Annotated in this window: 24 protein-coding genes; 19 read left to right on the top strand and 5 right to left on the bottom strand. The window is 63.1% G+C overall.

Going from position 1 to position 22,184, the window contains the following annotated elements:
- Window positions 1–208 precede the first annotated feature (208 nt).
- The 8 genes from C84B14_RS15095 (at window position 209) to C84B14_RS15130 (ending at window position 7,784) form a co-directional block, all read left to right on the top strand.
- Complete coding sequence (locus tag C84B14_RS15095) at window positions 209–1,069, top strand: CheR family methyltransferase (RefSeq protein WP_353225314.1); 861 nt, start codon at window positions 209–211, stop codon at window positions 1,067–1,069.
- On the top strand, window positions 1,066–1,725 hold the full coding sequence (locus tag C84B14_RS15100) for a chemoreceptor glutamine deamidase CheD (RefSeq protein WP_353225316.1): 660 nt from the start codon (window positions 1,066–1,068) through the stop codon (window positions 1,723–1,725). Before C84B14_RS15095 ends, C84B14_RS15100 begins: the two co-directional genes overlap by 4 nt.
- Complete coding sequence (locus C84B14_RS15105; RefSeq protein WP_353225318.1) at window positions 1,722–2,795, top strand: protein-glutamate methylesterase/protein-glutamine glutaminase; 1,074 nt, start codon at window positions 1,722–1,724, stop codon at window positions 2,793–2,795. Before C84B14_RS15100 ends, C84B14_RS15105 begins: the two co-directional genes overlap by 4 nt.
- 71 nt (window positions 2,796–2,866) lie before the next feature.
- Window positions 2,867–3,256 carry a chemotaxis response regulator CheY gene (gene cheY, locus C84B14_RS15110; RefSeq protein ID WP_348767175.1) on the top strand — a complete coding sequence of 130 codons (390 nt, stop codon included), beginning with the start codon at window positions 2,867–2,869 and terminating at the stop codon, window positions 3,254–3,256.
- A 33-nt stretch (window positions 3,257–3,289) separates the two neighbouring features.
- Window positions 3,290–3,964 carry a protein phosphatase CheZ gene (gene cheZ, locus C84B14_RS15115; RefSeq protein WP_353225320.1) on the top strand — a complete coding sequence of 225 codons (675 nt, stop codon included), beginning with the start codon at window positions 3,290–3,292 and terminating at the stop codon, window positions 3,962–3,964.
- Between the two features lie 160 nt (window positions 3,965–4,124).
- Window positions 4,125–5,273, top strand: a complete 1,149-nt coding sequence (flhB, locus tag C84B14_RS15120; RefSeq protein ID WP_348767177.1) for a flagellar biosynthesis protein FlhB — start codon at window positions 4,125–4,127, stop codon at window positions 5,271–5,273.
- Window positions 5,270–7,354, top strand: coding sequence for a flagellar biosynthesis protein FlhA (flhA, locus tag C84B14_RS15125; protein WP_348767178.1), 2,085 nt, complete (start codon window positions 5,270–5,272; stop codon window positions 7,352–7,354). Before flhB ends, flhA begins: the two co-directional genes overlap by 4 nt.
- A 10-nt stretch (window positions 7,355–7,364) precedes the next feature.
- Window positions 7,365–7,784 carry a flagellar protein FlhE gene (locus tag C84B14_RS15130; protein WP_353225323.1) on the top strand — a complete coding sequence of 140 codons (420 nt, stop codon included), beginning with the start codon at window positions 7,365–7,367 and terminating at the stop codon, window positions 7,782–7,784.
- A 411-nt stretch (window positions 7,785–8,195) separates the two neighbouring features.
- Here the strand turns inward: C84B14_RS15130 and C84B14_RS15135 are convergent, their stop codons facing one another.
- The 3 genes from C84B14_RS15135 to flgA form a co-directional block, all read right to left on the bottom strand.
- On the bottom strand, window positions 8,196–8,657 hold the full coding sequence (locus C84B14_RS15135; RefSeq protein WP_348767180.1) for a flagella synthesis protein FlgN: 462 nt from the start codon (window positions 8,655–8,657) through the stop codon (window positions 8,196–8,198).
- Between the two features lie 13 nt (window positions 8,658–8,670).
- Window positions 8,671–8,952: a flagellar biosynthesis anti-sigma factor FlgM gene (gene flgM / locus C84B14_RS15140; protein WP_348767181.1), complete on the bottom strand. Its 282-nt coding sequence runs from the start codon at window positions 8,950–8,952 to the stop codon at window positions 8,671–8,673.
- Window positions 8,953–9,063: 111 nt separating this feature from the next.
- The gene (gene flgA / locus C84B14_RS15145; RefSeq protein WP_353225326.1) at window positions 9,064–9,768 is read right to left on the bottom strand and encodes a flagellar basal body P-ring formation chaperone FlgA; all 705 of its coding nucleotides are present in this window, start codon (window positions 9,766–9,768) and stop codon (window positions 9,064–9,066) included.
- Window positions 9,769–9,949: 181 nt separating this feature from the next.
- Here flgA and flgB point away from each other — a divergent pair, with 181 nt between their 5' ends.
- From flgB to flgL, 11 genes are all read left to right on the top strand, one after another.
- Window positions 9,950–10,372 (top strand): flagellar basal body rod protein FlgB, encoded by a 423-nt coding sequence (gene flgB / locus C84B14_RS15150; RefSeq protein WP_353225328.1) that lies wholly within the window; start codon window positions 9,950–9,952, stop codon window positions 10,370–10,372.
- Window positions 10,373–10,398: 26 nt separating this feature from the next.
- Complete coding sequence (flgC, locus tag C84B14_RS15155) at window positions 10,399–10,803, top strand: flagellar basal body rod protein FlgC (RefSeq protein WP_353225330.1); 405 nt, start codon at window positions 10,399–10,401, stop codon at window positions 10,801–10,803.
- A gap of 18 nt (window positions 10,804–10,821) precedes the next feature.
- Window positions 10,822–11,499, top strand: a complete 678-nt coding sequence (locus C84B14_RS15160; protein WP_353225332.1) for a flagellar hook assembly protein FlgD — start codon at window positions 10,822–10,824, stop codon at window positions 11,497–11,499.
- A 101-nt stretch (window positions 11,500–11,600) separates the two neighbouring features.
- A complete protein-coding gene (locus C84B14_RS15165) occupies window positions 11,601–13,016 on the top strand; it encodes a flagellar hook protein FlgE (RefSeq protein WP_353225334.1) in 1,416 nt (471 codons plus the stop codon).
- Window positions 13,017–13,065: 49 nt separating this feature from the next.
- Window positions 13,066–13,824 (top strand): flagellar basal-body rod protein FlgF, encoded by a 759-nt coding sequence (flgF, locus tag C84B14_RS15170; RefSeq protein WP_353225336.1) that lies wholly within the window; start codon window positions 13,066–13,068, stop codon window positions 13,822–13,824.
- 58 nt (window positions 13,825–13,882) lie between these two features.
- Entirely contained in the window at window positions 13,883–14,665 is a 783-nt protein-coding gene (flgG, locus tag C84B14_RS15175; RefSeq protein WP_293627629.1) for a flagellar basal-body rod protein FlgG, read from the top strand.
- A 10-nt stretch (window positions 14,666–14,675) separates the two neighbouring features.
- On the top strand, window positions 14,676–15,365 hold the full coding sequence (locus C84B14_RS15180; RefSeq protein ID WP_348767188.1) for a flagellar basal body L-ring protein FlgH: 690 nt from the start codon (window positions 14,676–14,678) through the stop codon (window positions 15,363–15,365).
- A gap of 46 nt (window positions 15,366–15,411) precedes the next feature.
- A complete protein-coding gene (locus tag C84B14_RS15185; protein ID WP_348767189.1) occupies window positions 15,412–16,527 on the top strand; it encodes a flagellar basal body P-ring protein FlgI in 1,116 nt (371 codons plus the stop codon).
- Window positions 16,528–17,604: a flagellar assembly peptidoglycan hydrolase FlgJ gene (gene flgJ / locus C84B14_RS15190; protein ID WP_353225339.1), complete on the top strand. Its 1,077-nt coding sequence runs from the start codon at window positions 16,528–16,530 to the stop codon at window positions 17,602–17,604.
- 100 nt (window positions 17,605–17,704) lie between these two features.
- The gene (gene flgK, locus C84B14_RS15195; RefSeq protein ID WP_353225341.1) at window positions 17,705–19,333 is read left to right on the top strand and encodes a flagellar hook-associated protein FlgK; all 1,629 of its coding nucleotides are present in this window, start codon (window positions 17,705–17,707) and stop codon (window positions 19,331–19,333) included.
- Between the two features lie 22 nt (window positions 19,334–19,355).
- Window positions 19,356–20,576 (top strand): flagellar hook-associated protein FlgL, encoded by a 1,221-nt coding sequence (gene flgL, locus C84B14_RS15200; RefSeq protein ID WP_353225343.1) that lies wholly within the window; start codon window positions 19,356–19,358, stop codon window positions 20,574–20,576.
- Window positions 20,577–21,103: 527 nt separating this feature from the next.
- Here the strand turns inward: flgL and fliR are convergent.
- Together fliR and fliQ are read right to left on the bottom strand one after the other, a co-directional pair.
- On the bottom strand, window positions 21,104–21,895 hold the full coding sequence (gene fliR, locus C84B14_RS15205; RefSeq protein WP_353225345.1) for a flagellar biosynthetic protein FliR: 792 nt from the start codon (window positions 21,893–21,895) through the stop codon (window positions 21,104–21,106).
- Between the two features lie 15 nt (window positions 21,896–21,910).
- On the bottom strand, window positions 21,911–22,180 hold the full coding sequence (gene fliQ, locus C84B14_RS15210; protein ID WP_348767463.1) for a flagellar biosynthesis protein FliQ: 270 nt from the start codon (window positions 22,178–22,180) through the stop codon (window positions 21,911–21,913).
- Window positions 22,181–22,184 lie beyond the last annotated feature (4 nt).

A 22,184-nucleotide genomic window follows, 5' to 3' on the forward strand; every position in this document is an offset into this window, starting at 1 on the left:
GTGTGAAGCCGATGGGTTCATGGCATCGCCGAAAAGCGCTGCGCCGTCTGGGCGTGGCGTTTTTTTTGTTTTCATAACCTTCTGATTAAGTAGTGTATTAAAGAAAAACCGCTTTCGGTCGATGCTAGCTACAGGCCCGCTCATCCGTCGATACCCCGTGTATTCGGCGGTGGTTCATGCAGGCCACGTACCGCAAGGAGGCACACCCGTGCTGGCTGTTCAGACCGAACGTGATTTACTACTCACCGCCGAGGACTTCGAGTGCGTGCGCAAGCTCATACATGCGCGCGCGGGTATTTCACTGGCCCCTCACAAGACCGAAATGGTCTACAGCCGGCTGGCCAAACGCGTACGCGTGCTCGGCCATACGCGTTTTCGCGACTATCTGGCCATGCTTCAGGCCGATGCGAATCACCCCGAATGGGAACAGTTCGTCAACGCGTTGACGACAAATCTGACCTCGTTCTTTCGCGAAGCCCACCATTTCCCGTTGCTGGCGGCGCACGCGAACGCACGAAAAGAGCCGCTCAAGGTCTGGACCTGTGCGGCGTCTACCGGCGAAGAGCCCTACTCGATCGCGATCACGCTGGCCGAGGCGATGGGCACGGGCTCGCGTGCGGCGAGTATTCTCGCCACCGATATCGATACGCGCGCCATTGAAGTCGCACGCCGCGGTATCTACTCGATGAACGATGTCAGCAAGATGAGCCCGGAGCGGCTGCAGCGGTTCTTTCTCAAGGGCACGGGCGAGCGCGCCGGCATGGTGCGCGTGCAGCCGAGCCTGAGCCAGAACATCACTTTTCGTGCGCTCAACCTGCTCGACGCGAACTGGAATATCGAAGGTCCGCTCGACGTGATCTTCTGTCGGAATCTGATGATCTATTTCGACAAGGCCACCCAGGCACGTCTGCTGGAACGCTTCGCGGGGCTGCTGCGCGAAGACGGTCTGCTGTTTGCGGGGCATTCGGAGAATTTCTCCAGCATCACGCAGTCGCTGCGTCTGCGCAGTCATACCGTCTACGAGCGCGCTCTCGGCAAAGGCCTGCGTGCGACGAAGGTGTCGGCATGAGCGCGCGCCAGTCAGGCAGGCCGATCGAGAAAGCGTCGACGCACACCTATTTCGATCAGCGTCACGGCATGGATGCCATTCGGGTGCTGCCTAACGAATATGCCATCAGCCGGGACGACGTGGTTCTGACCACGGTGCTGGGCTCCTGTGTTGCGGCCTGTCTGCGCGACCCGGTGGCCGGTGTCGGCGGGCTGAATCATTTCATGCTGCCTACGGCAGGCGCCGAGATGGACTCTGCCGAGGCGCGGTCCATGCGCTATGGCGACTACGCCATGGACACCCTGCTCGAGGCGCTCTACCGCCAGGGCGCGCGCCGCGAGCGGATCGAAGCCAAGGTATTCGGCGGCGCGATGCTCATGAGCGGTATGCAGGGTGCCCGCGTGGGCGAGGCCAATTCCGCTTTCATTCTCGAATATCTGGACGACTGCGGTATCGCCGTGCTGTCCCAGGAACTCAAGGGCGACTGCGCCCGACAGGTGCATTATTTTCCGGCCACCGGCCGCGTACAGCTGCGTCGACTGCGCGGCGGCGAGCGCCGCATGGTCCAGCAGGATGTGTTGCTGGCGAACAAGCTCGTACCCGTGCTGCCGGTCGCGGCCAGGGTTGTCCCTGCGCAGGCATCGACCCAGACTGGGCGCAAGGAGACGGCCTCGTGACCAAAACTGCTCAACGCCCCATTCGCGTGCTGTGTGTCGACGATTCGGCACTCATTCGCAAGCTCGTGACCGAAATCGTCAATAACGAAGACGATATGGAAATGGTCGCCACCGCGCCGGATCCGCTGGTCGCACGCGAGTTGATCAAACAACACAACCCCGACGTGCTCACGCTGGACGTGGAAATGCCGCGCATGGACGGCCTGGATTTTCTCGGCAAGCTCATGCGACTGCGGCCCATGCCGGTCATCATGCTGTCGTCGCTGACCGAACGCGGCTCGGATATCACCCTGCAGGCACTCGAGCTGGGCGCGGTCGATTTCGTCACCAAGCCCAAGCTCGATCTCAGCCGCGGGCTGGTACAGAGCGGCCATGAAATCGTGGAAAAGATCCGCGGCGCCGCCCGGGCGACCCTGCGTCGACCCACCAGCCGGCCTGCCGACGCCCAGCCGTTGACCGCGCCGCGCGTGTCCAGCGAAAAGCTGTTTATCGTGGGTGCATCCACCGGCGGTACGGAAGCCATTCGGGAGTTTCTCGAACCTCTGCCTGCCGACGCGCCTGCGATTCTGATCACCCAGCATATGCCGGGCGGGTTCACGGCCTCGTTTGCAAAGCGTATGGATTCGCTGTGCCGTATCCAGGTCAAGGAAGCCGAGCACGGCGAACGGGTGCTGCCCGGGCGTGCCTATATCGCACCCGGCGGCGAGAACCATCTACGCCTGGCGCGCAGCGGCGCGAACTACGTGGTGGCCCTCGAGGCGGGGCCGCCGGTCAACCGTCATCGGCCCTCGGTCGATGTACTGTTCGACTCGGCCGCAAAACATGCCGGGCGCAATGCGATCGGCATTCTCATGACCGGCATGGGCAAGGATGGCGCGCAAGGACTTTTGCGGATGCGCGAGGCCGGTGCGGCCACGCTCGCCCAGGATGAAGCCAGCTGCGTGGTCTTCGGCATGCCCCGCGAAGCCATTGCCATCGGCGCGGCCCAGGCGGTGGTGCCGATCGACGAGATGGCGCGCCATGCGCTGGCGCTGCTCGCCGGTCCGGAAAGTCGCGCATTGCGCATCTGAACACAGCATGGGCCAGGCCCTGCACGACCGCTCACACACCCACAGGCCAGTTAACAAACCGAGATATCGCCATGGCGGACAAGAACCTCAACTTCCTCGTCGTCGACGACTTTTCCACGATGCGCCGCATCGTGCGCAATCTGCTCAAGGAACTGGGCTACAACAATGTCGAAGAGGCCGAAGATGGGGCCGAGGCATTGGATAAGCTCAACACCGGCAAGTTCCAGTTCGTGGTTTCCGACTGGAACATGCCCAACCTGGACGGGCTGGAAATGCTCAAGCGTATTCGTGCCAGTGATACGCTCAAGCATCTTCCGGTGCTCATGGTCACCGCCGAAGCGAAGAAGGAAAACATCGTCGCTGCGGCCCAGGCAGGCGCCAGCGGCTATGTGGTCAAGCCGTTTTCGGCGGCGACGCTGGAAGAAAAACTCGAGCGGATCTTCGACAAACTCGGCATGTAAGCGCGTGCCCGACGGGCAGGAGAAGGCAGCATCATGGAAAACAGTCATTCGGCCGAACAGGCCTCCCCCGCGCAGGCCGAGGAGCTGATCGATCGTATCGGCCATCTCACCCGCGCGCTCAACGAAAGCATGCGCGAGCTGGGACTCGATCGCGAGGTGGAAAAAGCGGCCGACGCCATTCCGGATGCGCGTGATCGGCTCAACTATATCGCCACCATGACCGAGCAGGCGGCCGAGACGGCGTTGTCGTCGATCGAAGTCGCACAGCCGCTACAAAGCGAGATAGAAAACCGTGCGGTCAAGCTCGACGAGCGCTGGCAGTCGTGGTTCGAGTCGCCGATCGAGTTGGCCGACGCGCGCGAACTCGTTCGCGATACCCGCAGCTACCTGCAATGGGTGCCGGAGCAGACACAGGCAACCAGCGCCCAGCTGCACGACATCATGATGGCCCAGGATTTTCAGGATCTCACCGGGCAGGTGATCAAGAAACTCGTGGTCGTTATTCGCGATATCGAAAAGCAGCTCATCGACGTGCTGTTGCAGTATCTGCCGGAAGACCGTGTACGCGGGCGCGAGGCTGAACTACGCGACAAGAACGGCGAGAACGCCTCGTTGCTCAACGGTCCGCAGATCCAGACCGAAGGCAACGCCGATATCGTGACCGATCAGTCACAGGTGGACGACCTGCTGGACAGCCTCGGGTTCTGACAAAGACGGGCGCGACGGCGCCCGCATCCCCCGCATCCGACGATAAGCGCGCATTAACGCCGCTGTTCGCGCAATCGCATTGCGCGCGCGCTTTGCATAATGCCCACTCGAAACTTCGGCCGTTGCCTGCTCAAATGGGCAGCGGCCCCTCGAGTAGCGCATGTCCAACGAAAGCGATGCGGAAAAAACAGAACCGGCAACCCCGCGACGCCTGGAAAAGGCGCGCGAGGACGGCCAGGTTCCGCGTTCGCGCGAATTGGCTACTTTTCTGCTGCTGTGCGTGGGGTTGGCCAGCCTATGGCTGATGTCCAGCTGGATGGGCGAGCAGATGATGACCGTCATGCAGTCCAGCATGCGCTTCGATGCCGCCATGGCCATGGACAGCAGCCGCCTGCTGAGTCATCAGTGGGCGCAGGTTCTGACCACGCTCGGCGCGCTCGCGCCCATTACCCTGCCGCTGGTTGTGATTGCGCTGCTCGCGCCTACGCTGCTCGGCGGCTGGTTGTTTTCGGCCAAGTCGATCAAGTTCGATGCCAAGAAACTCGACCCTATCAAGGGTCTGGGGCGCATCTTCTCCTCCCAGGGGCTGATCGAACTCGTCAAGGCGATTGCCAAGACGGTGCTGATTGGTTCGGTGGCCGTCTGGTTTGTCTATACCCATCTCGACCAGCTGCTGGCGCTCGCCCAGGAGCAGGGCCACGGCGCGCTGTTGCACGCGCTGACCCTGATCGTGACCTGTTGCGCGTTGATGCTGTTGGCATTCACGGTGGTCGTGGGTATCGACGTGCCTTACCAGCTGTGGAGCCACCACAAAAAGCTGCGCATGAGCCGCCAGGAGATCAAGGACGAGCACAAGGAATCCGAGGGCGATCCGCAGCTCAAGGCCAAGATCCGTCAGCAGCAGCAGGCGATGGCACGCGGACGCATGATGAGCGAAGTGCCCACCGCCGACGTGATCGTGACCAACCCGACCCATTACGCGGTGGCGTTGTCCTATCGCGACGGCGAGATGAACGCGCCGCGGGTGGTCGCCAAGGGCGCGGACAATGTAGCGGCCAAAATCCGTGAACTGGGGGCGGAATCGGGCGTACCCTTGCTTGAGGCGCCGCCGCTGGCACGCGCGCTGTATCGCCACGGCGATCTGGATACGGAAATTCCGGCCGCGCTGTATACCGCGGTGGCTGAAGTGCTGGCCTGGGTATTCCAGCTCAAGCGCTATCAACAGGGCGGCGGGGTGCCGCCGGTCAAACCCACGGCAATAGCCGTGCCCCCCGGGCTCGACCCGGACGAGGAAGACAGCAACGCATGAACGCTTTAAACACGATGTTCGGCCGCCTCGGGGCAGGCGGCGCCGGCCAGTACAAGATGCTGGCCGGGCCGATTCTGATCCTCATGATCATGGCGATGATGATCCTGCCGTTGCCGCCGTTCGTGCTGGATCTGTTCTTCACGTTCAATATCGCGCTGTCGATCATGGTGCTGCTGGTGGCCATGTTCACCAAGAAGCCGCTCGACTTTGCCGCGTTCCCCACCGTATTGCTGTTTGCCACCCTGCTGCGGCTGTCGCTGAACGTGGCGTCGACCCGGGTCGTGCTCATGAACGGCCATTCCGGCGCGGGTGCTGCCGGCCAGGTCATCGAGGCCTTTGGCCAGTTTCTGGTCGGGGGCAACTTCGCGGTTGGTCTCGTCGTGTTCGGCATCCTGATCGTGATCAACTTCATGGTGATCACCAAGGGTGCAGGGCGTATTGCCGAGGTGGGCGCGCGCTTCACTCTCGACGCCATGCCCGGCAAACAGATGGCCATCGACGCCGACCTCAACGCCGGCCTGATCAACGAACAGCAGGCCAAGGAACGGCGTCAGGAGATCGCCCAGGAAGCCGATTTCTTCGGCTCCATGGACGGCGCCAGCAAGTTCGTGCGCGGTGATGCCATCGCCGGCATCCTGATCATGGTCATCAACCTCATCGGCGGCCTGATCATCGGCATGGGCGAACACGGCCTGTCGGCCGGCGAGGCCGCCCGGACCTATACCCTGCTCACCATCGGCGACGGCCTGGTCGCCCAGGTGCCCGCGCTGGTGATTTCGACCGCGGCCGGCGTGACCGTGTCGCGCGTGAGCACCGAACAGGACGTCGGCCAGCAGATGCTGGCGCAGTTGTTTACCAATCCGCAGGTACTGTATCTGTCGGCCGGCGTGCTCGGCATGCTGGGCCTGGTACCGGGCATGCCGAACCTGGTATTCCTGTTCTTCACCGCGCTGCTGGGCGGGCTGGGCTGGTATCTGCAAAAGCAGGCACGCGTCGCCCAGGCGCAGGCCGAGCAGCAGGCCCCGGCCGCCCCGATCACCGCCGAAACCAAGGAAGCGAGCTGGGACGATGTCCAGCTGGTCGATCCCTTGAGCCTGGAGGTCGGCTATCGGCTGATCCCGCTGGTCGACGCGCATCAGGACGGCGAGCTGCTCAAGCGCATCAAGGGCGTACGCAAGAAGTTTGCCCAGGAAGTCGGCTTTTTGCCGCCGGTGGTACATATCCGCGACAACCTGGAATTTCAGCCGCATAGCTACAGCCTGGCCCTGAACGGCGTTGAAATCGGCCGTGGCGAGGCCTATCCCGGCCAGTGGCTGGCCATCGATCCCGGGCAGGCCCATGGCACGCTGGAAGGCCGGGCCGGCACCGATCCGGCCTTCGGCCTGCCGGCGGTCTGGATCGAGGACGGCCATCGCGAGCAGGCCGAGGTCCAGGGCTATACGGTGGTCGATGCTTCGACCGTGATTGCAACGCATATCAATCATCTGCTGGCCCAGCACGCCAGCGACATGCTCGGGCGCAGCGAAACCCAGTCCTTGCTGGATCGGGTGAAGGCCGATAATCCGGCGCTGGTCGATGACGTGGTGCCCAAGCTGGTGCCCTTGAGCACGATTACGAGCATTCTGCAGAACCTGCTCGAAGAAGATGTCTCGATTCGCGATATGCGCCGTATTCTGGATGTGCTGGCGGGCAACGCCGGCCATACCCAGGACGTCAACGAACTCACGGCCATGGTGCGGATGTCGCTCGGTCGTTCGATCGTGCAGCACTGGTACGGGGCCGCCCCGCAGCTGGAAGTCATGACGCTCGACGCCAAGCTCGAGCAGATGCTCATGCAGGCGCTGCACAACGGCGGCGGCATGGAGCCGGGTCTGGCCGATACGCTCGTCCAGCAGGTCGAGAATTCGGTCGCGCGTCAGGAAGAGCGGGGACTGCCGCCGGTGCTGGTGGTCCAGCACGAACTGCGGCCGTTGCTGACCCGTTTCCTCCGCCGGCGCATGCGCCAGCTCGTGGTGCTGTCGCAGAACGAAATCCCCGACGATCGCAGCGTGCGCGTGAATATGCTTATCGGTGGGCGCTAGGCGCTGGCGCATGGCGACGAAACGTTGCCCTGCGATGATTCTGGCGCTGCTATTGGCCAGCGCATGCGTGCCGGCCATGGCGGCCGGGCGCTGGGTTGCCGAAAGCCAGACGCCCACCCTGCGCCAGCAGGGCCTGCGCTACACCAGCGACACGCTATCGCCGAAGGGCGATACGCCACTGGCGGGTAGGGCGATCAGCCGGGTGGAATGGCACTACGACTTCGCCGGCTGGCGGCCGCGCGCACTCAAGGTACGGCTATGCGGTGGCGGTCGCTGTATCGATGCCGCCCAGGCGCGGGGTCAGAGCATGGCGTTCGAGGGTCTGCCGGTGGCGACCGGGTTTCGGTTCGAATTCCTGATCGACGGCCCGCCGGCAACGCGCGCGCCGCTCGAGGGCAAGGAACTGACTTTGATGGTCAACTTCCGCTAGGCAAGCTCTGCATAACCTCGCGCGGATCGCATTTGAGGCCGAACCCCTTGCGGGCCGGGGCTTTGCGCGTCTGGTCTTCGTCAAGGCGCGCTCGCGTGCAACAAGCACCCGACGCGCGCCTTTCCTCGCCAGCCACGCGCAAAGCACGCCGGCGCGACCGCGACAGGTTGTGCAGAGCTTCGCTGGGCGGGCTGGTGGCATCAATCGCCACGGCCGATGCGCCGCCTTATCTCATGGCGACACGCCCTAGGTAAGCACATTTTAGATGCAGCAGGCGGCGTAAACCCGTTGACGAGCCGCTGCGAAGCCATTGAACAGAAACGCCGGGCAGCGCCCGGCGTCTATTTTTCTATGAGGTTGAAAACAGCTGACGCAGTCAGCTGTCTTGGTGTCGGCCTAACAACAACTCGGCTAGACGCCGTTGCGCAGGCTGTGGCTTGAGCCATAGGCACGGGTGCGCCCGTTCGGCCCGTACAGGGTCTGGCCCGTCTCACGCTGAAGAAAGCTCAGCGTGCGATTGGTGTGGTCCAGCCGGGTTTCGATGGCCAGGCCGTTGATCTGGTTCTGGGCGCGCGCGGCTTCGATACGTTCGAGCAGTGCCTGCCAGATGGCATCGCAGCCCAACGAAGCGGCAAGCTGGCCGGCGCCGTCACGGCCCGTGTCGTAGCCGCGCTCGGCCAGCATTGCCCGCCGTTGGCCGTCGAGCTGCTCCAGCGTGTTGGCCTGGGCGGCCTTGCGCTCGGTCAGCCGCGCCAGAGCGTCGACGGCGACCGGCGCCTCGGTGAACAACGCCTGCTCCTTGTCGAGCACGGTCATGAACTCGCCCAGAGCGTCGTGATGCTGTTGCAGATTGATCGCGAAGGGGTCGTTCATGATGTTGTCCTGGTTATGATTTGCCGGAAACCAACGCCTGGGCGCTGGCAATCAGGCCGTCGGCGATCTTGTCGGAACGGATCTCGAGCTTGCCCTGGCTGATTGCGTCGCGAATCTCGTTCACGCGCGCCATGTCGATATCCTGCGAAGCATCCGAAATGCCGGAGGCCTGAAAACGGGCCGAGGCGGCCGCTGCGGGCGCCTGGGCGCCGGCTTTGGCTTCGTCGGTCTTCTTGATGTCGCGCGTCTCGGTGTTGACGATACGCGGTGTGTTCTGGGTCGGGTCGATATTCACGGCTGTATTCCTCGAACGTTCCTGCTGGAACGATTGTGCGTGCCATGGCGCAAACATCGGCGCTCGGATTTATTTCTTTAATCCAGAAACGTCGATATCGCGCACAACGGATCAACGCGTGATCGTTACCGTATTCTCGTTCGTGCTCCGGCCGATGACAATCGAGCCCTCCTGTGTGCTCACCCGCACGTCGCCACCCAGCGGTGCGGCATTGAGGGCCTTGCCCTCGGTGGTGATTGAAAAGCCGGGGCCCACGGCCACGACGCGTACCAGCTCGCCGCGCTTGATCGCCACGGGCGCATGGACCATGGATTCGCTCAAAGCGCGCCCTGCGGCGACGCGGCGGCTTGCCGACATGCCGACAAGCGCCTCCGGGCGGGTCGCGACATTGCCGGGCAGGCGCGACAGGTCGCCCTGTTCGCGCCGGATATCGGCCATGCCGATCACATCGCCGGGCATCAGGTCGCGGGCGGCTACGTAGTAGTCGGCGATCACGTTCACGCGCGCCTGGAAATAGCGCGTGGCCGGGCGATCGCCCGGGCACTGCACGCCAACCGTGATATTGCCGGCAACGCGCGGATTGCGCCCCGGCAAAAACGGTCGCGGGTTTTTGCATGCTGGCATGGCGATCGCGGGCATGGTCACCGAAATGTCCACCTCGCCCTCGGCCGCCGTCTGGCTGCGCAGATAATCGGTCAGCAGCTGCTGCAACGCCGCGTCGTCGGCCTGGGCCGACCACGTGACGCAGCCAAGCAACGCCACGGCCAGAAGCCGTAGTGCGATGCGTGCTTTGCGACGGGCGGGGGCCGGGTTCATGCGGTAGTGGCTCGTATGGGCAGCGGTGATCTCGTGTTGGCGAATTCTAGGGCCGGTCGCGGTCGTACCATTCGGTGAATTAGAGCCCAAATTGGTGCCTGTTCTGGTCATGGACTTGCCAGACCTCCTCTTAGTATGAGCCTCGCAAAACCATCTGCAGGCCATGAGGGGAGCAGCCACCATGCTCGATCGACTCGAAGCATCGCTGAGTTTCTACAAGAACGCACTCGATCTGCGCGACAAGCGCCAGGACGTGCTGTCGGCGAATATCGCCAACTCCGATACGCCGGGCTACAAGGCGCGGGACTTCGATTTTCGCGCCGAACTCGACCGCGTAATCGGAGCCGCCGGCGATAACGCCACGCCGGCGGTGCCGTTGAAGACCACGTCGGCCGGGCATATGAGCGCGGCAAGCCCCGGCAGCATCGATGGCACCCAGCTGGCCTATCGCAACGCATACCAGCCGAGCCTGGACGGCAACACCGTGGATATGGACGTCGAACGCGTCGAGTTCATGAACAACGCCGTCCACTACCGCGCCAACCTTCAGATTCTGGGCTCGCAAATCAAGGGTCTGCGTGCCGCCATGCAGCCCGAGCGCTGATCAGCGTCTAACCACGAGGGATAAGAATGTCGATTTCCAATCTTTTCAACACCGCGGGTTCGGCGCTCACCGCCCAGGCGCAGCGCATGAACGTGGCGGCCAGCAACATGGCCAACGCCGACAGCGTGGCCGGGCCGAACGGCGAGCCGTACCGCGCCAAGCAGGTGATGTTCGAACTCAATGCCGGCAGCGCCGAGGGCATCGGCGGCGTGCGCGTATCCAACGTCATCGAAAGCGATGCGCCCTTTCGTCAGGAATACAACCCGGGGCATGCCCTGGCCGACGACAAGGGCTATGTCCAGATGCCCAACGTCAATCCCACCGACGAAATGATCAACATGATCTCGTCGTCACGTTCTTACCAGGCCAACATCGAAGTGCTCAACACCGGCAAAGAGCTGGCGCTGCGTACGTTGTCGCTCGGCGAATAACCACAAGGTCCAATCATTATGGCTACCGATATTCTGGGTTCTTTGAATGCGTCGAGCGGCGCCACCGCCACGACCTCGGCGTCGCGTACCCGCGCCAAGGACATGAGCGAGCAGTTCATGACGCTGCTGGTTGCACAAATGCAGAACCAGGACCCGCTCAACCCGATGGACAACTCGCAGGTGACCTCGCAGATCGCGCAGATCAACACCGTGAGCGGCATCAACGACCTCAACGACACCCTGGCCGCGATCAACGGCCAGATCGGCAAGTCGCAGCAGCTCCAGGCCAGTGCCCTGATCGGGCGCGGCGTACTGGTGCCGGGCAACGACATCAGCGTGGGCGAGCAGGGCTCGTCGCTGCCGTTCGGCATGGATCTCGATGGCCCGGCGAGCCAGGTCAAGCTCACCATCACCGACGGCAGCGGCACCGTGGTGCACGAATCCTCTTACAAGGACCAGCCGGCCGGCACCCAGTCGTTCTCCTGGGATGGCACCGATACCTCTGGAAACGTTGTGACCAAGGGCAACTATCGCTTTGCCATCGAGGCCGTCGGCCCCGACGGCGAGTCGGTGCCGGTCGAGCCGCTATCGACCGGCTATGTCAGCGGCGTGGTCGCCGGCGAGAACGGGGCCAAGCTCGATCTCGGCCCGCACAAGGGGCTGGTCGATCTCGACGCCATCCGCCAGATCATCTAGTTCCAGGTATCGCGAATTGCGGGCGTAAACGCACGCTAATCGATCAATCATCACGCCCGCGATCGGGCAATACTCAACACTCGAATCACGAGGAAAGCACCATGAGTTTTTCGCAAGGGGTCAGCGGTCTTAACGCGGCCAACAGCAGCCTGAGCAGTATCGGTAACAACATCGCCAACTCGCAGACCGTGGGCTTCAAGTCCGGTCGCAGCGAATTCGCGGACATCTATGCCGGTGCCAAGACCGGCCTGGGCGCCACCGTATCCGGCGTGACCCAGAACTTTGCCGGCGGTGCGCTCAACAACACCGGCCGCAACCTCGACATCGCGATCGACGGCGGCGGTTTCTTCCGTCTGACCGACGGCGCCCAGACCCTGTACTCGCGCAACGGCGAATTCCAGCAGACCAAGGACGGCAATATCGCCAACGCCCAGGGCGCGCTGCTGACCGGGTACAACGTGACCAACTTCAACAATCCGGCGGCCGAGCCCACCGTGGCGGCTGGCGGCAATCCGGTGCCTCTGGTCATTCCGACCGAGCGCATGAACGCCAAGGCCACCACCGAGGCTTCCCTGGCCACCGCGTTGGATGCCGGCGCCGAGACCAAGACGGGCCCGTTCAACGCCGACAATGCCGAAAGCTACAACTGGAGCACGCCCAACACCGTGTTCGATTCGCTGGGCAACGCGCATAGCGTGAACCTGTTCTTCACCAAGACCGCGTCCAACAGCTGGAGCGTGAACGGCGAAATGGCGCTGGGCGATGAGTCCAACCTGCCGCGCACGGTCGATGCCAACGAAACCTACAACGGCTTCGACCCGGTGACCAATGGCAACGGGCGTTATAGCTTCAGCGACGGCGGCAACAACTACACCGCCTATGTATCGGGCGCGAGTGCGAACCCGGATGGCAGCTTCTCGGGCGGCCAGATCCGCTATGTGCAGCAGCTGCCGGCCAGCACCCTGAGCTTCAACGCCAACGGTAACCTGGTCGAAGCCGGTCAGCAGAACAAGGCCGACACGCTGGGCAGCTCGTCGGTGTCCTACAGCCTGAATGCGCAGAACGGTTCGGCGCCGATCGACTTCAGCTTCGATTTCGCCGGCTCCTCGCAGACCGCGCAGGAATTTTCTGCCAGCACGCCGCAGCAGAACGGCTATGTGTCGGGTGATCTGACCGCGATCAACGTTGGCAAGGACGGCATGATCCGTGGCAGCTACTCAAACGGTCAGGCCATCAACCTGGGCCAGATCGCGCTGGCCAGCTTCCGTAACGAGCAGGGGCTGTCCCCGGTGGGCGGCAATGCCTGGGTGGAAACCGCGGCATCCGGTCAGGCCGGTCTGGGTGTGGCCGGTACCGGTCAGTTCGGCAGCCTGCTGGGTTCGACCCTCGAGGCTTCCAACGTGGATCTGTCCCAGCAGCTGGTCGAGATGATCATCGCGCAGCGTAACTATCAGGCCAATGCGCAGACCATCAAGACGCAGGATCAGGTCCTGCAGACCGCGGTCAACCTGCGCTAGTCGCAGCTGATCGTTTCGTTAGCACGCTTCAACCGCCGGACGTCACGCCATGGATCGACTGCTTTATACCGCGCTAAGCGGCGCCACCCAGACCCTGGAACGCCAGGCCGTCGTGGCCAACAACATGGCCAACGCCTCGACCCCGGGTTTTCGTGGCCAGCTGTCGATGTTCCGGGCCGTGCCCGTCAATGGCGACGGTCTGGCGACGCGTGCGATCACGGCCAGCACCACCCCGGGGGCCGATCTGACCCCCGGGGATATCACCAACACCGGCCGCAGTCTCGATGTGGCCATCGACGGTGACGGCTGGCTGGCGGTACAGGCCGAGAACGGCGAGGAAGCCTACACCCGCGCAGGCGGGCTGCAGATGGACTCGACCGGTCTGCTGCGCAGCAACGGCAATGTGGTGCTCAGCGAGTTCGGTGCACCGCTGGTGCTGCCCCTCGGGGCCCAGGTCACGATCGCGCCGGACGGCACGATTTCGGCCATCGGTGCGGGCGATCAGCCCGACGCGATCGCCGAGATCGGGCGTCTCAAGCTGGTCAACCCGGAGCCCGGTCAGATCGCACGCGGCGGCGACAACCTGTTCCATCCGCGCAACAACGAAGACGGCACGCCCGGCGCGCCGTTTGCGGCGGACGACACGGTACGCGTTGTCAGTGGCGCGATCGAGGCCAGCAACGTCGATGCCACGGAAGCCATGGTGTCGATGATCGAAAACGCCCGTCGCTTCGAAATGCAGATGAAGATGATCAGCAGCATCGATGAAAACGATCAGAGCGCCAACAAGCTGCTCTCGCTGAGCTAGGTTTTTTTAGATACGAATCGCGCACGGGCATACCGCCCGGCGCAACGAGGGAAAACGCATGATTCGCTCACTCTGGATTGCCAAGACCGGTCTGGAATCCCAGCAGGTCAAACTCGACACCATCGCCAACAACCTGGCGAACGTGTCGACCAACGGCTTCAAGCGCTCGCGCGCGGTCTTTCAGGATCTGCTCTATCAGGACATGCGCCAGCCCGGCGCGCTGTCGTCGGTCCAGACGAACCTGCCTTCGGGCCTGCAGATCGGCTCCGGCGTGCAGCCGGTGGCCAACGAACGTCTGCACTCGCAGGGCAACCTCGAGCAAACCGGCAACTCCAAGGATGTCGCCATCGACGGCCGCGGCTTCTTTGCCGTGCAGATGCCCGACGGCACCAACGCCTACACGCGTGACGGCTCGTTCCAGATCGACCAGAACGGTCAGCTGGTCACCGCCACGGGCTTCCCGGTCGAGCCGGCCATCACCATTCCGGAAAACGCGCTGTCGATCAGCGTAGCCACCGACGGCACCGTATCGGTGACCCAGCCGGGTACGGCCGAGAACGTCCAGGTGGGCCAAATGCAGCTGACCACGTTCATCAATCCGACCGGTCTGCAGAGCATCGGCGACAACCTGTATCGCGAAACCACGGCCTCGGGCCCGCGCAACGACAGCATTCCGGGCCTGAACGGCACGGGTCTGCTACGGCACAAGTTCGTGGAAACCTCGAACGTGAACGTGGTCGAGGAAATGGTGAACATGATCGCCACCCAGCGCGCCTACGAGATCAACTCCAAGGCGGTCGAAACCTCCGACCAGATGCTTCAGCGTCTGGCCCAGCTGTAACGAGCCGACGATGTCCAGCACGCGCCTGCTTTCGCGGATTCTTCGTCTGGTCGTCATAGTGGCGGCGTTGGGCGTGCTTTCGGCCTGTGCGCAGCTGCCGCGCAAGAACGTGGTCGAAGGTCCGACCACGGCGCCGCCGCAGCTGCCGCCGGCGCCGCCGGCCGACGGCTCCATCTTCCGAGCCAGCTATACCAAGCCGCTGTTCGAGGACCGGCGCCCGACCCAGGTCGGCGATATTCTCACCATCGTGCTGGATGAGGCGGTGAGCGCGTCCAAGAGTTCGGCGGCCAAGGCCAGCCGCAACGGGTCGGTCCAGTTTACGCCCACCCAGATCCCGGAAGCGCTGCAGAGCCTGCTGGAAGCTCAGGGGACCGATATATCCGGCGACAACAGCTTCAACGGCAGCGGCGGTGCGAATGCCTCCAACAACTTCACCGGCACGATCACCGTGACCGTTATGGACGTACTGCCCAACGGCAATCTTCAGGTGGCCGGCGAGAAGCGTATCGGCATCAACCAGGGCGTGGAATACATCCTGTTCTCGGGCGTGGTCAATCCGCGCACGGTCTCGGCCGACAGCACCGTCATCTCCACCCAGGTGGCCAACGCGCGGCTCGAGTACTACGGCGATGGCTATATCGACGAGGCCCAGCGTATGGGCTGGCTGCAGCGCGTGTTCCTGAACCTGTCGCCGCTTTAACTCTTTGATGAATCGTTTGTTCCTCCTTTTACGAGCGAGACAAGACATGATCCAGATCGGCCGTTGCAAACGTTTGCTGCTGGCACTCGCGGGCGCCGTGCTGATGGTCGGCACCGCCCAGGCCGCGCGCCTGGGCGATATCGCCACCTTCAGCGGCGTGCGTTCCAACCCGCTGGTCGGCTACGGCCTTGTCGTGGGCCTGGGCAATACCGGCGACCAGACCACGCAGACGCCGTTCACCAGCCAGGCGCTCAAGAACATGCTTACCCAGCTGGGTGTGACCGTGCCGGCCGGCACCAACATGCAGCTCAAGAACGTCGCCGCGGTGATGGTCACGGCCGACCTGCCGCCGTTTGCGGGCACCGGCCAGCAGCTGGATGTGACGGTTTCCTCGGTGGGTAACGCCAAGAGCCTGAGCGGCGGCACCCTGCTGATGACGCCCTTGAAGGGCGCAGACGGCAATATCTATGCGCTGGCCCAGGGCAATATTCTTGCTCCCGGCATCAGCGCCAGCGCGGGCGGCAGCAGCGTGCAGGTCAACCAGACCGGCGCCGGTCGTATCCCGGAAGGCGCGACCATCGAGCGCACCGTGCCTACGCAGCTTGCCATGGGTGGTGAAATCGACCTTGCCCTCAAGCGTGCCGACTTCAACACGGCGTTGCGCACCATGAATGCCATCAACCAGGCGTTCGGTTCCGATATCGCCACCGCCAAGAATGCCCGCACCATCACCCTGCGCGCGCCGGTGGACGAAGGCGCCAAGGTAGCGTTTCTTGCCCGTGTGCAGGCACTGGACGTAACCCCGGGCCAGGAAGTACCGCGCGTGGTGATCAATTCGCGTACCGGTTCGATCGTGATGAATCGCAACGTCACCCTCAACAGCGCCGCGATCGCCCACGGCAGCCTGTCGGTGGTAATCGACTCGAACCCGATCGTCAGTCAGCCGAACGCATTGTCGGGCGGTCAGACCGCGGTTGTGCCCAATGCCGATATCTCGGTCCAGGAGGGCAGCGGTACGCTGCATACGATCACCGAAAGCGCGTCGCTGCGCGAGGTGGTGGATGCGCTCAATCGCCTGGGGGCTACGCCCAACGATCTGATGGCTATTCTGGAAGCGCTCAAATCCGCGGGTGCGCTGAACGCCGAGCTGGAGATCATCTAGATGACGAACACAGGCATGAGCGGCGATTTCGCCCTGAGCATGAATGGCGTCTCCAAGCTCAAGTATTCGGCACGCAACTCGCCGGATGAAGGCATCAAGGAGGCCGCCAAGCAGTTCGAGGCCGTGTTTCTGCAGAAGATGCTCAAGCAGATGCGCGATGCCATCCCGCAGAGTGGCCTGCTCAACAGCCAGCGCTCGGAAATGTATCAGTCGCTCATGGATCAGCAGTGGGCACAGACGCTGTCGCAGCGCGGCATCGGCCTGGCCGATATGCTGACCCAGCAGCTGCAGGGCAAGAACACGGCATCGACGCCTCCTGAAAGTCAGGTCGATTCCTTTCTGGCTTCGATTCCCAATGCCACGCCACAGCCGCTGCGGGCCTCGGATCCGGTCGAGCCACGTCGTGCCGATAACGCACCCGCGGACGATCTTGCGCGCAAGGAATTTCCGCGCCCGCCCCTGCAGGCGGCGGTCAACGAGGCCATCGCGACCCGGCGTAGCGTGGCGGACACTCAGGCGTCGGCTACCGACACAGTACGTCGCGCCGTATTGCCCGATCACGTCAACGCTTTTCTGGATCGCATGGAATCCGCGGCCGCGGTCGCTGCCCGCGAAACCGGCATTCCGAAACGCCTGATTCTTGCTCAGGCGGCGCTGGAAACCGGCTGGGGCAAGCACGAGATCACGCGTGCCGACGGACGCCCGAGCTTTAACGTGTTCAATATCAAGGCCAACGGTTGGGACGGCGACGCCGCGCGCGTAACGACTACCGAATATGCCGGCTCGCGGCGCTACACCACGCAGGCCGAATTCCGTGCCTACGATTCCTACGAGCAGGCTTTTTCGGACTATGCGCGTCTGTTGACCCAGTCGCCGCGCTACAAGCCGGTGGTCGATGCGCCCACGGCTGAACACGCCGCACGGGCACTGCAGAACTGCGGTTATGCGACCGATCCGGCCTATGCGAACAAGTTGGTTTCTATCATGAGCACGCTGCCTGCGGATACGCCGGCGCCCGCCGCGAAGCCCGAGCAGTTCGCCAGGGCAGAAGGGGCGGATCTGAGCCGTCTTTTCTAAGCCGTACGGGCGCTGAGAGGGTTCAACTTCTTCGCACTTTGGCCGTTATTTCCAGGTATGAAAGCACCGTCGGTGCGCATGCCAAACTTGTAGAGCGATCATGTCCAATCTATTCGGCATCGGCTTGAGTGGCCTGGGGGCAGCGCAAACCGCGCTGGCCACGACCAGCAACAATATAAGCAACGTCAAAACGCCCGGTTACAACCGCCAGGTGGTAGGGCTGAGCACGTCCCAGCAGGGCGATGGCCAGGGCGGCGGCGTGCGCACGACGGGTGTGGAGCGCCAGTATCAGCAATATCTGACCGGCCAGCTCAACGATGCGCAGAGCCGTTCGAGCGCGCTGGACAGCCATCTCGGCCAGATATCGCAGATCAACAACCTGTTGGGCGATAGCGAGGCCGGCCTGGCACCGCTGATGCAGAAGTTCTTCGGTGGCCTACAGACTTTGTCGGCGAGTCCGGCGGATTCCGCCGCACGCGAGTCGCTGCTGGGCGATGCCAACAGCATGACCGCCCAGTTCCGAGCGTTTTCGGAATACTTGTCCGACATGGGTGAAAGCGTCGAGTCGCAGATGAAGGGCGCGATCACGCAGGTCAACAACTACGCCGAGCAGATTTCCAATCTCAATACGCAGATCGTTCAGGCCCAGGCCAAGACCGGACAGGCCCCGAACAACCTGCTTGATCAGCGCGACCAGCTGGTTTCGGCGCTGGGCGACCTCGTGGACGTCAAGCTGTCGGTTCAGGACGGCAATTCCTACCATGTGATGGTAGCCGGCCAGCCGCTGGTCGACGCCACCGGGGCGAAATCGCTCAAGCTGGTGGATTCCAGCGCCGACCCGACCCGTTCGGCGATCGCCTTCGATGTCGGCAATGGTCAGCTGCGCGAACTCTCCGAAACGAGCATCAAGGGTGGCTCCATCGGCGGCCTGCTTGCTTTTCGCAAGGATTCGCTCGAGCCCGCCCAGCAGCGTCTGGATCAGTTGGCGCATACGCTTGCCGCGCGCATGAACGAAGTCCACCAGGGCGGGACCACGTACAAGGGTCAGGCCGGGGGCGCGTTCTTCGAAGTGGCGAGCCCGGTGAGCTTCAGCGACGAGAAAAACAGCGGAACGGCGAGCCTGGAGGTGACGTTCACCGAGGGCGCAAGCGCCGAAGTCCGCGCCAGCAACTATCGGCTGGAATACAACGGGGACACGAACTCCTATGCGCTCACGCGCACGAGCGACGGCAACAAGCGCTTTTTTGGTGGTGACGAATCACCGTTGCAGTTCGACGGCGTCGAGGTCCGGGTGCAGGGCGACGTTGCCGATGGCGATGCGTTCGTGATCAAACCGCTGGATCGCGCCGCGGCCAGCATGGAAGTCGCGGTCAAGAATACGTCCGAGATTGCTGCCGCTCAGGGCGGCGGTACGGGCGACAACCGCAATGCGCTGGCCATGGCGGCCCTGCAGGATGAAACCGCGATCGAAGGCGAGAGCAGCTTCAACAGCGGCTATGCACGCCTGGTGAGCGATATCGGTAACAAGACACGCTCGCTTCAGGTCAACAGCAGTGCGCAGCAGATGCTCACCAGCGAACTTGCCACGGCACAGCAGTCGGTTTCTGGCGTAAACCTCGATGAAGAGCGCGTCAACCTGCTGTATTACCAACAAATGTATCAAGCGAATGCCAAGGTCATCGAAACGGCGGCAAGCCTGTTCGATACGTTGCTCGGCATCCGCGCCTAGTTTTCACTGAAAGGCACACGTCATGCGCTTGAGCACCAATTCGATTTACAGCATGAGCATGCAGTCGATCTTGCGCCAGCAGGGCCAGGTCGCGGGCATCGGCCAGCAGCTTGCCAGTGGCAAAAAGATCGTGACCCCGGCCGACGACCCGCGCGCTGCTTCGCAGGCGCTCGTCGTCTCGCAGGCCAGCGCGGTCAACGAGCAGTTCGAAGCCAGTCGTACCGCCGCCCGTCGCAGTATTTCGGCGGAGGAAACGCAGCTCGATCAGGTGACCCGGGCGCTGCAGGCGGTCACGCCGCAGCTGGTGAAGGCCGGTAACGGTACGCTCAGCGATGCCGACCGCAACTCGATTGCGACCGAGCTTGAAGGCATTTACGCCCAGATGCTCGGTAGTGCCAACGCTCAGGACGGTAACGGCCGCTTCATCTTCGCGGGACATGACGGCGACAGGACGCCGTTTGTCGAGTCCGGCGGGCGTGTGAGCTATCAGGGCGATGAGGGCCTGCAGAACCTGCGGGTGGACGCCTCCCGCATGATGGCGATCAACGATACCGGCAGCCGCGTGTTCGCCTCGGTCACCGACAGTGCCCAGTACGTAGGCACGGCCGATGCCGGCAACTCGGGCACGGGTGTGTTTGGCTCGATCAACGTGGCCGATGCGAGTAGCGCCGACTTCGGCGACGAATTCCGTATCAGCTTCAGTGAAACGAATGGCGAAACGCGCTATAGCGTTGCCAATGCCAGCACCGGCCAGACCCTGGTTGCCGACCAGCCCTATGTCGCCGGCGAGCCCATCGAACTGGGCGAGAGCATGCGCGTCACCATCAAGGGCAGCCCCGTCAGCGGTGACGGCTTTACCTTTGCGCGCGACCGCGAAGAGGACAACAACATCCTCAATACGCTGACCGATGTGATCAACGTCCTCAAGACCGGAACCGACACTCCGGCCTCGCGCGCAGCGCTGGAAAACGGTTTGAATAGCGCCCATCGCAAGGTGGCCAACTCACTCGACAACGTACTGACGGTGCGTGCGTCGCTGGGCTCCCGGCTCAACGAGCTGGATACCCTCGACACGGTCGGCGCAGCGCGCGGACTCAACTACGACACGACGCGCTCGCAGCTCGAGGATCTCGACTACATGTCTGCCTACTCGGACTACAGCCTGGCCCAGGTGGCGCTGCAGTTTTCGCAGAAGACATTCACCGATATTCAGAAGCTGTCGATGTTCAGCCTCAATATCTAGGGAAGCTCTGCACAACCTGCCACGGTCGCGCCGGCGTGCTTTGCGCGCGATTGACAAGGAAGTGAGAGCGTAGCGTGCTTATTGCACGGTAGCGAACACTGACGCCGATCAAGCGCGCGCAAAGCCCCGGCCCCGAAGGGGTTCGGCCTCACAGACGCCGCGACTGCGTTGCCGAGCTTGACCTGCCAATGAGGCAGGCGCTGCGCTCGGGCGCCTTGTCGCAACGCATTTGAGGACTCGAACGCGATCCGCGAGAGGTTATGCAGAGCTTCCCTAGTACTGCCAGGCGCCGGTATACAGCCCGCAGCGTTCATACGCGGCGGGCTTTTTTACGCGACCGCTATACAACGCTGGCCGGCCTGCTGGACGGATGCGCGCGCGTTCAAGGATGAACCCGGGCCGAGCCTTGTTCGATCAGCCGTCACGACCCATCGGCGGGTCGTCGCGACTCACCCGTCGAGCGCGATGCGGCCGCGCTGTGGCGGCGCCATGATTGCCGGCTCACACCGTGCCGGCCCATGCCCCGGCTAGCCGCTCCCCGCGAGCGCGCTCAATACCGCACCCATGGCATCGATCCCGTTGGCAAACATCTGCCCGAACAGACCGCCGAGTTCGGGAACCATGAAGAACAGAAGCACGATGCCCGAGAGCAGCGTGAGCGGGAAGCCGATCGAAAAGATGGACAGCTGCGGTGAGGCACGGTTGAGGATGCCCAGGGCCATATTGATGGTCAGCAATGCCGTGACAAGCGGCAGCGCCAGCCCCAGGCCGGCACTGAATACCGTGCCGCCCCAACGCACCAGCGTGTACCAGCCTTCTGGGTCGAGCGTGCCGGCACCGATAGGTAGCTCGAAGAAGGTGAAGGCGAGCACCCGGATCATCATCAGATGGCCATCGAATGCCAGAAAGAACAGCAGCGCGAACACGTTCAGAATTTGTGCCAGCACCATGATGTTCGCGCCCATGGCGGCCGAATAGAACGAGGCGAAGCCCAGACCCATCTGCAGGCCGATATAGTCGCCCGCGGCGCGCACGGCCGCGAACACCACGCGCATGACCAGACCCATGGCAATGCCGATAAGAATCTGTTGAACGATCAGCCATACGCCCACATAGGACACCGGCGGGATGTCCGGCGGCGGCGGCAGCGTGGGTGCGATGATGAATGCCAGCAGAACCGCAACGCCGACCTTGGCAACCCGTGACAGGCTGTTTTCGCCCAGGATGGGCGCCACGGCGACGAAAGCCAGAATACGCACGAACGGCCAGAACAGCGACATCACCCAGGGCGTGATCTGGCTCGTGGTGAACTCGATCATGGCTGCAGGCAGCGCTTAGCCGATCAGGCCGGGAATGCTCAAAAACAGATTGCGGGTGAAATCCTGGATCAGGCCGAGCATCCAGGGGCCGGCAATGATGAGCGCGGCGAACACGGCCAGGATCTTGGGGATGAACGACAGCGTCATTTCGTTGATCTGGGTGGCGGCCTGGAACAGGCTCACGATCAGGCCCACGAGCAGCGCGGTCAGCAGCAAAGGCGTGGCCATGAGCAGGGTTACTCGCATCCCCTGATAGGCCAGTTCCATGACGGTTGCGGGACTCATGCGC

Source organism: Salinisphaera sp. C84B14, from assembly GCF_040361435.1.
GTDB lineage: Bacteria > Pseudomonadota > Gammaproteobacteria > Nevskiales > Salinisphaeraceae > Salinisphaera.

Coding starts and splice junctions, on each gene's coding strand:
- C84B14_RS15100 (WP_353225316.1), top strand. CDS start 1,066: ATGAGCGCGCGCCAGTCAGGCAGGCCGATCGAGAAAGCGTCGACGCAC.
- cheY (WP_348767175.1), top strand. CDS start 2,867: ATGGCGGACAAGAACCTCAACTTCCTCGTCGTCGACGACTTTTCCACG.
- cheZ (WP_353225320.1), top strand. CDS start 3,290: ATGGAAAACAGTCATTCGGCCGAACAGGCCTCCCCCGCGCAGGCCGAG.
- flhB (WP_348767177.1), top strand. CDS start 4,125: ATGTCCAACGAAAGCGATGCGGAAAAAACAGAACCGGCAACCCCGCGA.
- flhA (WP_348767178.1), top strand. CDS start 5,270: ATGAACGCTTTAAACACGATGTTCGGCCGCCTCGGGGCAGGCGGCGCC.
- C84B14_RS15130 (WP_353225323.1), top strand. CDS start 7,365: ATGGCGACGAAACGTTGCCCTGCGATGATTCTGGCGCTGCTATTGGCC.
- C84B14_RS15135 (WP_348767180.1), bottom strand. CDS start 8,657: ATGAACGACCCCTTCGCGATCAATCTGCAACAGCATCACGACGCTCTG.
- flgA (WP_353225326.1), bottom strand. CDS start 9,768: ATGAACCCGGCCCCCGCCCGTCGCAAAGCACGCATCGCACTACGGCTT.
- flgB (WP_353225328.1), top strand. CDS start 9,950: ATGCTCGATCGACTCGAAGCATCGCTGAGTTTCTACAAGAACGCACTC.
- flgC (WP_353225330.1), top strand. CDS start 10,399: ATGTCGATTTCCAATCTTTTCAACACCGCGGGTTCGGCGCTCACCGCC.
- C84B14_RS15160 (WP_353225332.1), top strand. CDS start 10,822: ATGGCTACCGATATTCTGGGTTCTTTGAATGCGTCGAGCGGCGCCACC.
- C84B14_RS15165 (WP_353225334.1), top strand. CDS start 11,601: ATGAGTTTTTCGCAAGGGGTCAGCGGTCTTAACGCGGCCAACAGCAGC.
- flgF (WP_353225336.1), top strand. CDS start 13,066: ATGGATCGACTGCTTTATACCGCGCTAAGCGGCGCCACCCAGACCCTG.
- flgG (WP_293627629.1), top strand. CDS start 13,883: ATGATTCGCTCACTCTGGATTGCCAAGACCGGTCTGGAATCCCAGCAG.
- C84B14_RS15180 (WP_348767188.1), top strand. CDS start 14,676: ATGTCCAGCACGCGCCTGCTTTCGCGGATTCTTCGTCTGGTCGTCATA.
- C84B14_RS15185 (WP_348767189.1), top strand. CDS start 15,412: ATGATCCAGATCGGCCGTTGCAAACGTTTGCTGCTGGCACTCGCGGGC.
- flgJ (WP_353225339.1), top strand. CDS start 16,528: ATGACGAACACAGGCATGAGCGGCGATTTCGCCCTGAGCATGAATGGC.
- flgK (WP_353225341.1), top strand. CDS start 17,705: ATGTCCAATCTATTCGGCATCGGCTTGAGTGGCCTGGGGGCAGCGCAA.
- flgL (WP_353225343.1), top strand. CDS start 19,356: ATGCGCTTGAGCACCAATTCGATTTACAGCATGAGCATGCAGTCGATC.
- fliR (WP_353225345.1), bottom strand. CDS start 21,895: ATGATCGAGTTCACCACGAGCCAGATCACGCCCTGGGTGATGTCGCTG.
- fliQ (WP_348767463.1), bottom strand. CDS start 22,180: ATGAGTCCCGCAACCGTCATGGAACTGGCCTATCAGGGGATGCGAGTA.